The organism is Pseudoalteromonas pernae (genome assembly GCF_039831865.1).
Taxonomy (GTDB): Bacteria; Pseudomonadota; Gammaproteobacteria; order Enterobacterales; family Alteromonadaceae; genus Pseudoalteromonas; species Pseudoalteromonas pernae.
On the sequence record NZ_JBDODM010000002.1, the window covers coordinates 831929 to 847750 of the forward strand.

Genomic DNA, 15822 nt, shown 5'->3' on the forward strand with positions numbered 1-15822 from the left:
ACTTAAATCTAAGTTAAAAAGGTGTTACTTGTATCCTAATTAGTCGAATAATTAGGGGTGCACCTTGTTATTATCTCTTTCTCTACGAGGCAAAATTATCGCCTTTGCGGCAATGTTGTTTGTCGCTCTCGTTGCGGTCTCGCTAATGGGCCTTCAAGCACTGCGCCATGCCAGTGAAAAGGACAATATCGCGCGTATTAACCAGCTCATGAGTAGCACAGTTAATATTGTCGAAGAATTTGAACAACTGGCTGCACAAGGCAAATTAAGCGCAGAGCAAGCGCAGCAATTCGCCAGCCAAATTTTACGTGAGAATAAGTATCACGACTCCGAATACGTCTATGTGGTCGATAAAGAGTTAAACTTTATCGCCGCGCCACATGACCCACAACTGCATGGCACTAGCTTCAATGACTTCCGCGATGCTCAAGGGCAAAGCATTGGTGAGATGGTTCAAACCCTTGTAGGGAGTAAAACCGGGCAAATCATTACCTACCATTGGAACTCTGAACGCAACGGCGAAGTGGTCGATCTCACCTCTGTGGTGCAAAAAACGCCTGACTGGGGTTGGTATATTGGCACCGGTATTAGCTATAAAGAAGTCGATGAGCGCTATTGGGAAACTGCGAGCTGGTTATTAGGCTTCTCACTCACCATCGCCGTGCTATTAACGCTCGCATTAGCTAAATATGGCTTTGCTTTAAGTAACGCGTTAGGTGGCGAATTGAGTACTGTAAAGCACGTAGTTACCGAAATATCTCGTGGTCGTCTCAATACTCCGATTACCGCGCAAGGTACGCAAACGGATAGCATCGTCGCCAATATGCAATACATGCAGCAAGGCCTCAAGGGCGTGGTCAGTGGTATTAAAGACGTGAGTGAAGTGCTGATGCAGCAAAGTGGTGATTCGGATAAGCGTTCGTTAGAACTGGAGCAGCTTACGCAATCACTGCAACAAGAAACTGAGCTAGTCGCATCTGCGATTACAGAGCTCACCGCCTCAGCGCAAAGTGTGGTGGATTTAGCCGACCAGGCCGCGTTCGCAGTTAATGATGCAGAGCAGCAAGGTCAAGCCGCCAATGCACTGACAAAAGAGGCAATGCATGCCATTTCCCTTTTAGAGCAACAAATTGACAGCGCTGGTAATAACATTCAGATCCTAGATGAAGAAGTGAATAATATTGCCAACGTACTTGCGGTTATCCAAAGTATTGCCGAACAAACCAACCTGCTGGCTTTAAATGCCGCGATTGAAGCAGCCAGAGCAGGAGAGCAAGGCCGAGGCTTTGCCGTGGTAGCCGATGAAGTTAGGCAATTGGCGCAGCGCACCCAAAGCAGCACCGAAGAAATCCGTAGCATGATAGTAAAGTTACAAAACGCCACTGTAGATGCAAAACAGTCTGTGCAACAAAGTGTAGATACCAGTGAGCAAACCGTGAGTAAGTCGCAACGCGTCAGTGATGAGCTTGCTCATATTGCTCAGTCATTAAGCTCATTGGCGAGTATGAGTGTTGAGATTGCAGGTGCGGCCAAGGAGCAATTGGCAGCTGGCGAAGACACTGCATCGCGCATTGTGGTGATCTCAGATACTGCTGCAAACACAGCAAAAGTATCTAAACATGCTCATGCGGCATCGGAGAGCATGCGCGATTTGACTGCGCGCTTAGAAAACGAAACTGACAAGTTCGAAATTTAACGAACTCAGGTACATTTACAACACCCTAAGCGTTCCCCTATAGTTTGTTTATAGACCATAGAAGGAGCGCATATGCGTATTATTCACCACGGAGCGGTCAAGGGGGTAACTGGGTCATGCCATCAACTTATTATCAGCAACACCGAGTCAATCCTAGTGGATTGTGGGATGTTTCAAGGCGAAGAGTCTAGGCACGATCTCAGTATAGACTTCGATATAAATACAGTTAAAGCCTTACTCGTCACCCACTGCCATATCGACCATGTTGGACGCACACCTTACCTACTTGCTGCGGGGGTCACTGGGCCTATTTATGCCTCACAAGCTACCGCCGAGCTTTTGCCTTTGGTCATAGAAGACGCTCTTAAAATTGGTGTAACACAAGACCCCGAGCTTGTTGAAACATGCTTACGCCTGCTTAAACGCCAATTGAAACCCATCTCCTTCAAACAATGGCAGACACTGGATGAAATAAGCTCCCCTGCGCGATTTAGATTACAACGAGCTGGGCATATTCTCGGCTCAGCCTATATAGAGATTGACGTGGGAAATGGCAATGACACACATCGCTTTGTTTTTTCAGGTGATTTGGGCGCGCCTTACACGCCGTTACTCCCCTCTCCGAAGCCACCTTACAAAGCTGATACTTTGGTTATCGAGTCAACCTACGGTGACAAGCTCCACGAAGGGCGGAAAATACGCGCTAAACGCCTCAAACAAGTGATAGAACGTGCAGTGGCCGATAAGGGTGTAGTGCTGATACCCGCATTTAGCATTGGCCGCACACAGGAGTTGCTTTACGAGTTAGAGCAAATGATCCACAGCGCGCCAAAACGCTCATTTTGGCATGACATTGAAGTAATCGTTGACTCACCCATGGCGGCTAACTTCACCGCGCAATATCGCCGCTTTAAATCTCTGTGGGACGAAGAAGCAAAATCTAGAGTGGCTAAAGGGCGCCACCCGCTTAACTTTGAGCATCTATATACAATCGACACACATCAAGAACATGAGGCAACGATTCAATACCTCAAGCGCCGACATAAACCCGCCATAGTCATCGCCGCCAGCGGCATGTGCAGTGGCGGTCGCATCGTTAATTACTTGGAAGCCTTTTTAGATGAACCCACCGCAGACGTTATTTTTGTTGGTTATCAAGGAAGCGGCACGCCGGGGCGAGATATTCAAAAGTACGGACCTCGAGGCGGTTATGTTGTGCTAAATAATCAACGCATTGATATACGTGCGCAAATTCACACCATCAGTGGGTACAGTGCTCACGCCGACCAAGCTAACTTAGTGCGTTTTGTAAAAGGAATAAGAAAAAAGCCCAGCCATATCAAAATTGTACATGGGGACGAAGACGCAAAGGCGGCATTGGCTCAGAAGTTAAAAGACATACTCAGTCACAATGTCAAAATAGAAATAGCAACATAACCTTGCCGTATTAAAAAGGAGCCTGACGACTCCTTTTCACTTTCTAATCATGGTACCCGTTGGGGTTTTGACTTTGCCAACGCCACGTATCAATCATCATCTCGTTGAGACCACGCTCAGCTTTCCACCCTAACTCATCCCAGGCTTTTTGCGGGCTAGCATAACATGAAGCTATATCACCGTCTCGACGAGGCGCAATGTTATAAGGGACTGGCTTGCCAGATGCTTGCTCAAAGGCATGCACCATTTCCAACACGGAATAACCATTTCCCGTGCCTAGGTTGTAAATATGAACACCCGCATGCTGCTCTAATCTCTCAAGCGCACGCAAGTGACCAAGCGCTAAATCAACCACATGGATATAATCGCGTACCCCTGTGCCATCTTTGGTGTTGTAGTCATCTCCAAACACACCTAGCTGGGCCAGTTTACCCACTGCAACTTGAGAGATATAAGGCAGTAAGTTATTTGGGATACCGTTAGGATCCTCACCAATTTGACCACTGTGGTGAGCGCCAACAGGATTGAAATAGCGAAGAATAGCAAAGCGCCAACGCGAGTCTGATTTAGCAACATCTTGTAAGATTTGCTCAACCATTAATTTTGAGGTGCCGTAAGGATTCGTTGTGCCGCCCACTTTTGCCTGCTCATCAATCGGCAAGTATTCAGGGTCACCATAGACCGTTGCGGATGAGCTAAATACCAAGGAGAAAACACCTGCATCGCGCATCGCATCAATCAAAGTGAGTGACCCTTGCACATTGTTTTGATAATACATAACAGGCTTTGCAACCGACTCACCAACCGCTTTTAGACCTGCGAAGTGAACCACACTGGTGATAGTAAAGTCGCGAAACACCTTGTCCAGCGCAGCTTTATCGCGGATGTCTCCTTCAATAAAGGTTATCGACTTACCAGTAATCACTTCAACACGGTTCAAAGACTCTTTTGATGCGTTACTGAGGTTATCAAAAACCACCACATCAGCGCCTTGATTCAATAGCTCTAATACCGTGTGGGAACCGATATATCCCGCGCCGCCTGTGACTAAGATGCTCATACTACTGCCTTAAATTACAAACTTTTAATGTGCTGCGTGAATTGCTCACCCAATTCTGAGTGCTTTTGAGCATAACGCACAAATGCTTTTAGATACCCCATCTTGTCGCCGCAATCGTGGGAAATACCACTCATACGAAACGCCTCTACTGGCTCTTGTTCAATCAGCATATCAATCGCATCAGTTAACTGAATCTCACCACCAGCACCAACTGGGGTCTTGCGTAATAAAGGCCATATGTTATGAGACAACACATAACGCCCCACTACAGCGAGATTTGATGGCGCATCCTCAACTTTCGGCTTTTCTACCATGGTTTTGATCACAGTACTTTGCCCCGGCTCAATGTGCTCGCCGTTGACATCCGCAATACCATATTTGCTCACATCTTGCTGAGCAACCGCTTCGAGCATGATTTGGCTGGCATTAGTTTGCTCAAAACGCTTAATCATCGCTGCCAAATTTTCTGTTGTTTGGTCTGCACTATATTCATCTAAAATCACATCCGGCAGAACCACTACAAATGGACTATCACCAACAATCGGCTGCGCACACATAATCGCGTGCCCCAGACCTTTGGCTTCGCCTTGGCGTACACCGATAATCGTAACATCTGCTGGGCAAATAGAGCGCACTTCATCGAGAAGCTGGCGCTTAACACGCTTTTCTAAGGTCACTTCAAGCTCGAAACTGGTATCGAAGTGGTTCTCAACGGAGTTTTTAGACGAGTGGGTAACTAGGATGATTTCTTTGATCCCCGCGTTCACACATTCATTGACGATGTATTGAATGAGCGGTTTATCAACCAGAGGAAGCATTTCTTTGGGAATAGCTTTGGTTGCAGGCAGCATACGTGTGCCAAGACCTGCGACGGGGATAACAGCTTTCATCTAACATTTTCCCTATTTTTTACTTTAGATTACATAAACTTGCCGGTTTATATAACTTGATTACCATTAACAAGACTGTTTAATAATTTATCTGAATGTCTCGAACGTGTAAAATTAATCGCTGGCTCTTTTTCACAAACTAGAATCTGCTTCGAAGCTGCCGGCTATATGCTTCCACTGTTATCACTGCGGACTTTTTGCTTCACTTCGAGCTCCAATATAGCAACTCGTTGAGCTAACCTGTCCAACTTAATTTGGGTTTTTGCTCTTTCAATATCAGCAATAAGCACCTTGACCATTAGTAACAGGCAAGCAAGTGTGACGGGTAATATTGGCGGGTAAGATATCCCGATCCAAGAAGCTGCAATATCGGCTATTTTTGGATAAAACCCAAGAACAAGTGCAATCAAGGCAATGGCAAACCATCTAAATGCAGCACCCATCAAGATTGAATCACGGCGAATAAGTACAAAAACGACGATGAAAAAAATGGCAGCGACAAAAGAAGTAAATATTTGATAGTACGCCAAAGCTTAATCCCTCAAAAAGGATGATGATTCTTTCATCGAAAATCGATGTGTTTTGGCTATTTTACTCAAACACAGCATCGTTGTGTATGCCATGTAATAAGCCACAGCACCCCAAGAATAAAAAATACGAGAAATTCCATCTTTTCTTTTACTCATTAGTACTTTAACTTCAGCTTTAGACACTGAGAAGGTCTTTAGTAATAATAAAACACCCACATCTTGATACTCTAACAAGGTTGCTTGCTCTGAACTCAATACCGCCATTGCTCGACGATTGTAAACTCTAAGCCCTGATGTCAAATCACGCACCTCTACGCCTGATAACTTTCGAAACATTCCCCATGCGATATGCCTCGCAAAACTCCCCCGAGACACGCATGAACCAATCACGATATCGCACTTATTATCTTGATGAAATTTAAGTAGAGGATGTAAAGTCGAAGCAAGATGCTGACCGTCAGCATCAAAGGTAATGACTTGCTCTATGCCTTGTTCATACGCATAGCGGATACCTGTTTGAGTAGCTTTCCATGCGCCTAGATTGTATGGAAGAGAGATAACGAGAGCCTCTTCAGAGGCAACAGCATACGTGTTATCCGTTGAAGCATCGTCTACCACAAGAATGTTGCAAAATCCCTCTTTTTTTAAATCTTGAATAACACCTGCTATCGATTTTTCTTCATTGTGCGCAGGAATTACAACCAGTGGCGACGACAAAATTATATCCTTGAATCTTTGTTAGGCTCCAAGTTTACCTCGTATCGCCCTGATTGACTACCTTGCTCTCCTAGAGGCAGCCAGTGCGATAATTTGCTTCACTTTTGATAGGCGGCCCTTTAACAATTCTATTGTGGCACGGTACAACAAGTGTAATCTAATAATTACCTTATATTTTGCGTGAAACAGGCTTCTGCTCCATCCAGCGTGGGTAAGCTCAGGTATAAGACGGTCATAGAGGTTCAACTCCTCCTTAAAACGAAGTAAATTATCTGTAAGAATTGCAGTTTGATTACAACTATGTCGCCGATAGTAGAATAGTTTTTTTCCTGTTCCCACAATGCTTTTATTATTTATCAAGCACTGTACATAGAATTGCAAGTCAGTGACCATTTGCCAAGTATTGTCGAAGGGCTGATTAGGTAGCTTGGATTTGCGATAAACTATAGTGGGACAAAAAATAAAGCACCCTTTAAGCAATGATGCGAGCCCTGAATCGCCAACCAACTCAATTTCATCTGTATTGGGCCTAATGTGGCTTTTAATGGTATCTGCCAATGTTGACGTTTTAACTCCATCATCATTGACTAAATTTACATCACAGAAGTAAGCACTCGCGTTAGGGTGGCGCGTTGTTAAGTCGACCATTTCAGAAATGTAATCTGGGGCAAGGAAATCATCATCATGGAGTAAAACAACAAGCTCCGTTTTAGCACTAGCAAAAGCAAAGTTCCAATTACCAGCCATCGAGCGATCGGTTTCATTACGGACATAGTGTACAGAACTAGAGGAGCAACGTTTTACAAGTTGGTGTAGGAATGGATCAGGCTGTTGATTGCCATCAACGAGATGCAACGTCCAGTCCCCACTGCTTTGTTCTAATACTGACTGGACCGCTGATTTTAGTTTCTCTGGATCGGACCTGTAACAAGGTATCGCCACTGTTATCAAAACATTTGCCCAAAATTATTGATACAGGCCCGATATTATCACTTCAACTAGTTAAATCTACAGTCTACGTCCTTTAACTTTAAATCTAAGGGGTGCCATCGCCAACAATAGCCAGATCAACAACAGCGAAGAAGAACCACCTGAAGATTTTTTAGGTTCAGGTTCAACAACCGGTGGTTCAGCCTTTTGAGTAACCTTAGCTGACACTTCAAACGTGTTGTTGTCTACATTAGTATCATCTGTAACAGACTCGACTAAAAAGTTGTGAGTGAATTGACCTTCACTTTGCGCCTTAAAGGTTACCAATACTGTTTTAACACTCTCTGTACCAAGGGAGCCAAGCATACACTCTGTATTAGCTCCTTCAGTGACTAGGTCACAGCTTTCTCCATCAACAGATACAGATACCAGTGATTGCGGTGTGTTAAAGCGCAGTGTTACATCACTAGCATAACCCAGAGCAATCATAACATCGGCCTCAATCGTGTATTCATCACCGATGAACACACTGATCTCATCTGTCGAAGTCAATTCAAGTGCGACATCAGCTTTCTGCTCACCAAAGTTACCTTCACCTTGATTAAACCTTACATCAAGTGTCGCTTGAACTTCGTCCAACAGCAATAGCTCTGGCTGGCCATCTTGATCTAAATCTACGATCAGATAGTTGCTCATTGAAGGCTCGAAGACACCCGTACCCAACCTGTACTCGCCATCAAAGCCTAAGAATACCAACTCACTTTCTTGCGTTTCGATAATCAATGTCTTACCAATACCTTGCAAGGATAGATAGGAAGCTACACCCAAGTTAATTTCAGTCAGCTCACCTTGGCTGAATGCGTACAACTGCTCTCCATTAGTCATATAGAGCTCGTCTTCTGCATTTTGGTCTACATCAGCTACAGCGACGCTAACAGCAGAGTCCACGGCAATATCACTAAGAACATCACTTCCAGCAACAATCACGTGAACATTAGCCCCATCAGCTCCCATAACAACATCTAGGTTACCATCACCATTCACATCAAATAGCGCTGAGCTTATCAAATCAATGCTCGGAGCCGTGATTGTTAGACTGGTCAATGCTGGGCCGTTTCCTTCTATTGGCTCAAATGGTTGGAGAATAACATTGAATCCGGGCTGCGCCTTATAAAGTTGCACGATATCAAGCGCACCGTCTAGGTCCACGTCAACAACTTCAATAGAACGTGTATCCAACGTATTGAGCATTACAGGTTTATCAAATGTTCCACTCGCACTCGCAAGTATAAGGCCAACACCCTCTGCGCCAGCAAATACAACGTCATTGAGCTCATCAGCATTAATATCTGCAATTCGAACTGTCTTGGCTGATATTTCATTACTGATAACCAGAGCCTCAGACAAGAGACCTGAGCCATCATTTATCAACGCTGTAACTGAATTATCGGATAGCAGAATAACATCGATGTCACCATCATTGTCAATATCACCAAATGTTAACTTAGAGGCATTGATATTTTCATAACGAGCACCACCTTGATCTGAGCGTGTATTTGTCACAAGAACCTGTGTGAACTTACTGACAGTCTCAATGTTAGAGCCAGACAAATTCGCATTAACTTTTACAGAGCCTGTTTCCGAAGCGCCGACTTCAAACTGCAACGATGTCGTTTCACCAGACAGTATTGTTTGACCACTCAAACAAGATAAAACGTCATCTTTTGAGCATATTTCATCCATTGAACTGAACTCTCCACCAACAATGGTGAGTGATAACTCATCCACCAAGGCATCCAAATCAGAATCATTCTTAACGTCTAGCGTCAATGTTTGTGTCTCACCAATCACAAGCGGACGTTGAGACCATTTGTAATGAAGTGATAACTCAATGAGTGCAACGTCAACAACTTCAATATTAAACGATTGTTCTTGTGTTAATTCTCCATCAGAAACTTCAAGAGTCACTGTGAACGTCTGATCGAGTTGCTCGTCGGAAGGCGTTCCCGATAAAGTATCAATGCCATCGAAGGTTAACCAATCCGGTTTCGTTACTGCCGTTATGGTTAGGTTATCACTGTCATCTTCTACTTCAGCTTGATACTCATAAACCTCACCAACAATCGCACTCTGTAACGGCTCACTGACAAAGACAGGCGTATCATTCACTGAAGCAACAGTGATTGACACAGTAGCCTCATTTGAGGTCTCACCATCTTGATTGCTGAATTGGTATGTAAACGAATCGGTACCATAGAAGTCGGCTACAGGTGTATAGGTAACCTCACCAGTGCTCGCAACGACACTAACCTGACCCGAGGCACTTTGTAAAATCACTAAGGATGACGTATCAATGTCGCTCGAACCGCCATCATCATTCGCAAGAGGGAAGAAGCTGACAGCAGTGTCTTCATCAGTATTTACAAAGTCGTCAGCTGCCTTAATGTCGGCCGATAGAGTAGTAAATTGCCACTGTATAGCTTTATTCGTCACTCCCGATTCGGTAACAAAGGCACCCTGCTCAAGCTGCACAGTGTAAGTTGTATTCGCCTTTAGTTCAGACGCCGCAGCTGTAAGTGTATTACCTGAGAGACTCAAGTTTGTTACATCAACGCTAAATACTTGGCCCGCAGCAGAGCTTAGAGTCAACGTTTTACCGCCAACAGCGCTAATTGACTGATTGAAGGTAAAGGAGACTACAGCATCTAAGGCGACACCACTTGCACCACCACTTGGGAATCGAGAGGAAAGCTCTAATACCTCTGGTGCATAGTTGGTAACAAACGCAGCAGACGCAAGGTTAGCATTGCCAAATAAATCGACGACCCTACCCGCCTCAATGCTAATAGACACATCACCCACGCTAGTTGGTGAAATTGTCGCACTATAGTTAGCCCCAGAGCCAGTAATATTGGATACTTGGCCATTCATCATAGTTATGTCGCTGCTATCAAGCCCAGTAATCGTCTCACTGAAGCTCAAGTCTACAGTAAACGCCTCACTAACACTGGCAGGGCCAGAGATAACTACCGTTGGTGGTGTACCATCATAGGTAACAGCTAAACTAGCATAGTCGTTGCCGTTTGACGCTACATCAACCGCGGCATTTGCCTCAACAGTTATAGTGACAAGACCGTCTGCACTGGGCGTAACCAGCGCTGAGTATTGGCTACCACTTCCGGCGAAGTCACTCACCTCTGCGTTAATAGCATTAATATCTGCGGCATCAAATCCTTGCACACTCTCACTAAAGCTAAAGGTTGCAACAAAAGGCGCGGTAACGGAGTTATTCGCAGTTGAAATACTCAAGCTCGGTGCACTGCCATCATACACAATCGACGTTGTTGCCGAGAGATTATCATTACCTGCATTATCCTGTGCTGCGCCTGCTGGAACCGTAATTAGTACATTTCCATCTTGAGCCGGCTCGATAGTCACCGTGTAATTAGGCGCGCCACCAACAAGGTTACTAGCAGCACCATTAGCAACATTGATATCTGTTAGTGCAAATCCAGTGACTGCTTCAGAAAATGCGATGTTCACATCAAATGCTTGAGTTTGAATACCCACAGGGCCTGTCAGAGTAGCCGTTGGCGCTGTTAAATCAGCTGTAACAGACGCGCTTGCTTCAATATTAGTGTTACCCGCCTCATCAGCGGCGGTGCCAGCAACAACGGTAATTGTGCTCAAACCATCAGCGGTGGGGGTGACGGTGGCGCTGTATGCCTGTGCACTCCCAGCAAAATTAGATAGCACACCGTTGTTAATTATCAGACTTGTGGCATCAAACCCTGACACTGATTCGTTGAAATTAAACTCAACTTGGAAGGCCCCTGATTGCTCAGAGGTTGGCACAACGATCTCAACCACAGGGGCTGTTATATCGTAACTCCACAGTGCTTCTTGGCTAGAGGTATTAGTATTACCAGCGGTATCACTCGCAATATTTGCTGGAACTTGAATGGTAAAGTCCCCTTCAGCAACCGGGGTCACTTCCAGTTCATATTCTGATGCAGATATCGCATTGAAATTAGTGATTTGAGCATTTGCTGTAGTCACGTCATTGGCAGTAAAGCCACTCACATCTTCGCTAAATGCAACTACTGCAGTCACGGCGGCATTAACCACTGAACTATTAGTATTAATTGCGACACTTGGCGGCACAATATCAACATTAACGCTGTAGTTTGCTGCAGCATTTGTTAAGCCCGCAACATCTTCAACAGCTGCGCTGTTAAGTGTTACTGATGCCGGTCCATGCTGAATTGGCGTAGCGTCCACTTGATATGCATTACCCGAACCTGTCAAATTTGACAGCGTGACATTATCGAGCGTGAAATCATCAAGAGCTAAACCAGTCACGCTTTCATTAAAATTAATATCAATGGTGAAAACACCATTAACATCGATTGTAGGGCCAACCAACTGCACGGTAGGTGCAACCGAGTCAAACACCACGTTGAAGGTATCTGCAGTATTAGGGTTAGTCGCTAAGTCGGTTGCTATATTGGCAGCAACAGATACTTCCACAGAGCCATCAGCGGTTGGTGTTATTAATGCACTGTAGCTTGCACCAGAGCCTGAGAAGTTACTTATTGAGGCATTCGTTAGCTGCACATCATCAACAATAAAGTTCTGTACACTTTCATTGAAGCTAAAGAACACATTAAATGGCATGGATTGAGCGCTAGCAGGCCCATTTATTGTTAATACTGGCGCACTGATATCATAGGTAAGCGCCAATGAATCAGTTAAGTTACCGTTGCCCGCAGCATCCAATACACCACCTGCATTTACATCAACAGTAACTGCCCCCTCATTATTTGGTGAGATATCAACGGTGTATTCACTTGTCGAAATAGTTTGGATGTTAGAAAGGTTGGCGTTCGACGCCGTTAAACTTGCAAAGCCAAAGCCAGTGACTGGTTCAGAGAACTGGACTGTCGCTGTCACTGGCGCATTAATATTCTGGGCTGGCGCACTGATGTTAGCGGTAGGTTGAGTATCATCATAAGTAAGCGACACACTTTGCGCGCTAACAGGGTTGCCAACAGCGTCACTAATTACACCAGCTTGTATGGCAACAGTCACGGTTCCATCGGTGATAGGAGTCACTGTTGCGGTAGTGCTATTTCCCGCGGTAACAGTAAATGATTCAACGGTTGCATTGGTCAGCTGCAAATCATTGTTAGTAAACGTCAGCACTTCAGACTCAGCACTAAAGTCTAAGCTGATGGTAAATGGGCTATTAATAATACTTCCGTTATCCGCCGAGCTAAGCAAAAGTTGAGGAGAGGTATTGTCCACAGTGATAGGTGCCGAGCTGACTAGCTCTGAGGTGTTGCCTGCATTGTTTCTAGCTGCCCCGGCAAGAATATTGAATTCCAGCGTACCATCGCCCGAGATATTGCCTAGTGTAACCGTGGGTGTTGCAGTATCACCAGCTGTCACACTCACAGTAGCGGTCGCCGTGCCTGATGAAATTAATTCGATATTGCTGGTGATTAAATTGACCTGATCAGCGTTAGTGAAGGTAACTGGAAAATCAACAGGACCTGAATTGGTTGCGGTACTCGATGGCGTCGCAATTGATGTCGCGATGATAGCCGCACTTGCAATAACACTCGCCTGCGTACTTGAGCTTGAGAGCTGGTAATTGCTCGCCCCAAGAGTTGCACTCAGCGCAGATGTCACAGAGTCAAATAATGTAGTGTTGCTCACTGTTGGCGCGATTAATTCTAACTGAATTTCACAACTAGTCGCCGCATTTAAACTGATATTATTGATAGTAAGTGCAGATGTACCAGACACATCAGCTGAGCAGGTATTTGAACTTACCGCTGTACCTTGGCGCTGCAATCCAGTCAAAGCAGCATCAAGGTCGTGAGTAAAGCCAACAGCGGTAAAGTTTTTGGTGCTCGTGATATTGCTTAATGAATATGTAAGCAATATTGACTCTCCACTAACATAAACATCTTTATCAAAAGTATGGCTGAGAGTAATTGGCTCTATCACCTCAAATACGGTGCGCGCTGGGCTCACAGATATCGGTTGAGCTCCTTCGTTCAAGTTAAAGTTAGATGTGATTGTTTCATAACTTCCATAGCTCGTGGCCGCAGGCAAGAGTACATCAACTTCAAATACACAACTGTCTCCTGCTGCCAGCTCGCCCCCACTGAATACGAGATTCGTTGTGCCTGTTATCGTGGAACCCGCGCCACAGGGCGTTGCAGGCAAACTACTTGCAGACAAGCTATTAATAGAAGAATTCAGGTTTTGTGTAAAAGAGATTCCCTGCATTGCTTCAGTTGCAGAGTAATTGCTTAGCGTGTATCGAAGCACAGCAATCTCGCCTGGCAGAACATCACCTACTACCTCCATTGTGGCTTCAAAGCTAGTGATGATCATGGTCGCGGTTGCAGCAGCGGTAACAGCAACCCCGCCCATATTTGCGGTAAGGTCAAAATTAGATGATTTCGTTCCTGATATAGCGCTACTATCAAGTACAACAGGGACGTTGAAGCTGCATGTTTCACCGGGGACTAATTGACCGTTGGAAAACGCTAATGCCTGATTAGTATTTTGCAAAGTACCGCCACAGAAAGTGTCAGCATTACCATTGCTTGGCTGAGTAGTAGATAAGCCAAATTGGTTCAAATCAAAGTTAAATGCAACACTATCCGCGTTCGGCATTCCTGTGGCATTTGCTAAAGATAACTCAAAGATCGCATTTCCTGATTCACCTGGCTTGATACCATTTGGTAAGCTAACCCTAACTTTAGGCAGAGGGAGAATATCAAGGTTTACGGTTGGTGCAGGATAGATTGGCGTTGATTGACCGCCAACAGAACTACTGCCTATTTCGCTCGTAAAACCATAGGTTATAGCGCCTAGATCGGTACTGGTAGTCATCGGTATTGAAAAGGTGCAACTTGAACCTGCAGTAAGTGTGACATTGGTAATACTGACAGCAAAGTCATCAATCCCCAAAGACGCCAGGTTCATAGTTCCACTGCCGTTACAAAAATTGCTCACAGGACCAGAAAATGAGAATCCGGCTGGCATGTCGACTATGAAAGCAACGTTTGTAGCATCATCGCTTAGAGAGTTAGAGGTCAACGTAGCATTCAAGTCAAACGCTTCACCCGCCAGAATACTACTTACAGGTAAGTCAAATGTGACGCTTGGTGCAGATGTAACAATTAGCTCTGTGGTAGCAACAGGTGTGTCGGTTAACCCGTCTGCCGTCAATGTTGATGTAGTCAATGGATAAGTACCCGCAGCTGCACCAGCAGGCACCTGGACCATTATTGAAAACTCACACTGACCGCCAGCTGGAATACTTCCTCCACTCAAAGTAACCGTGTCGGTACCCGAAAGGTTTGAGCCTGCGCCACATATATCAGACTGTGGTAAGCTTAGGGCTGTCAAGCCTGTCAGTGCAGCATCTAAATCTAACGTAAATGTCGCATTCGTATAATCGGTATCTCGGGTAAAGTTGTTAAGAGTAAAATCGAGTTGTGCGACACCACCAGCAGCAATAGGTGCGGCACTGGTTACATCAAACACAGGTACCTGTACATCTACAACAGCGGCTTGTATTCCAATGTTGGTGCTTGGCGGCATGGTTAAGGAGGATGTTTGTAGTAACTTTGTTCCCACAGATGATGCCGTTATGTCTACATTGAACGAACAGTTCGGGTTAGTATTTAATAGTGTCGTGTTTAAATTTATTGAAGAACTTCCTGCTGTTATGCTTGGCCCGGACAAACAATCTGTAGAGTAATTCGGTATTGAAGCCACTGCCATCCCATCGGGCAATATCAAAGAGCCTGAAAATTGAACAAAATTAGTGTCAGCTGGATAGTTAAAGGAAAAAGTTAATGTAGTTGATTCACCAACATTAAGGTTCGCATCCGCAGCCGACAAGGAAAAACGAGCAAAATCTGGAACCGAAAGATCATCTGTAGCAGGCCCAGAGTTACCAGCTGATGAGGTAAAATCTCCCGTAGTTAACGTGAAATCACCCGCTGTTGTAGGGCTAACTAACACAGATATATCACAGCTTTGTGACAATCCTAATCCTACTCCAGCAAAAGATATACTAGTGCCTCCTGTAGGAGCCGTGATAGTAGACTCAACACCACAGTCATGGGTAACAAACGCCTCATCACCAAGTATTAACCCAGCAGGTAGGTTTGCTGTTAAAGCTCCATCGGTAAAGGGGGTTGGATCTGGGTTATCTAAACTTATCGTAAGTACAGTGTAAGTGCTCTTATCAATAGTGGTAGGCGCAAAGGTCGCTTCTATGGTTGGCAGTGCCATTACTGCACTAGCCCACATACTCAAAAGTGAAAAAAGAGATGCATGCAAGGAACGCCCAAAGGCTTTTCTACCTACACGTTTAAAAACTATCATAATATACCCTTGGATCCTTCGGCTGAAGCTTAAGTTTAGTCTAGTCGCTAATCCGGCAACAACATTTTATTAAAATATGTAACTTTTACTATTGTATCTGGGTATAATTATAAAGTCTTATTTTTTATATCAAAAATTTCACAT

At 44.8% G+C, this 15822-nt stretch carries 8 protein-coding genes; 2 read left to right on the plus strand and 6 right to left on the minus strand.

Annotated elements, in window-relative coordinates; genetic code table 11:
• The first annotated feature begins 64 nt into the window (after positions 1-64).
• Together V1358_RS07990 and V1358_RS07995 are read left to right on the plus strand one after the other, a co-directional pair.
• Entirely contained in the window at positions 65-1696 is a 1632-nt protein-coding gene (locus V1358_RS07990) for a methyl-accepting chemotaxis protein (RefSeq protein ID WP_347393134.1), read from the plus strand.
• 72 nt (positions 1697-1768) lie between these two features.
• Positions 1769-3133 (plus strand): MBL fold metallo-hydrolase RNA specificity domain-containing protein, encoded by a 1365-nt coding sequence (locus tag V1358_RS07995; protein WP_347393135.1) that lies wholly within the window; start codon positions 1769-1771, stop codon positions 3131-3133.
• 43 nt (positions 3134-3176) lie between these two features.
• On the opposite strand, the gene galE is transcribed toward V1358_RS07995, so the two are convergent.
• From galE to V1358_RS08025, 6 genes are all read right to left on the minus strand, one after another.
• A complete protein-coding gene (galE, locus tag V1358_RS08000) occupies positions 3177-4193 on the minus strand; it encodes a UDP-glucose 4-epimerase GalE (protein WP_347393136.1) in 1017 nt (338 codons plus the stop codon).
• A gap of 14 nt (positions 4194-4207) precedes the next feature.
• Positions 4208-5083, minus strand: coding sequence for a UTP--glucose-1-phosphate uridylyltransferase GalU (galU, locus tag V1358_RS08005; protein ID WP_347390294.1), 876 nt, complete (start codon positions 5081-5083; stop codon positions 4208-4210).
• A 164-nt stretch (positions 5084-5247) separates the two neighbouring features.
• On the minus strand, positions 5248-5613 hold the full coding sequence (locus V1358_RS08010; RefSeq protein ID WP_347393137.1) for a DUF2304 domain-containing protein: 366 nt from the start codon (positions 5611-5613) through the stop codon (positions 5248-5250).
• 3 nt (positions 5614-5616) lie between these two features.
• Entirely contained in the window at positions 5617-6330 is a 714-nt protein-coding gene (locus V1358_RS08015; protein WP_347393138.1) for a glycosyltransferase family 2 protein, read from the minus strand.
• Between the two features lie 57 nt (positions 6331-6387).
• Positions 6388-7272 carry a glycosyltransferase family 2 protein gene (locus V1358_RS08020; RefSeq protein WP_347393182.1) on the minus strand — a complete coding sequence of 295 codons (885 nt, stop codon included), beginning with the start codon at positions 7270-7272 and terminating at the stop codon, positions 6388-6390.
• Positions 7273-7338: 66 nt separating this feature from the next.
• Entirely contained in the window at positions 7339-15678 is an 8340-nt protein-coding gene (locus tag V1358_RS08025; protein WP_347393139.1) for an Ig-like domain-containing protein, read from the minus strand.
• Positions 15679-15822: the final 144 nt, after the last annotated feature.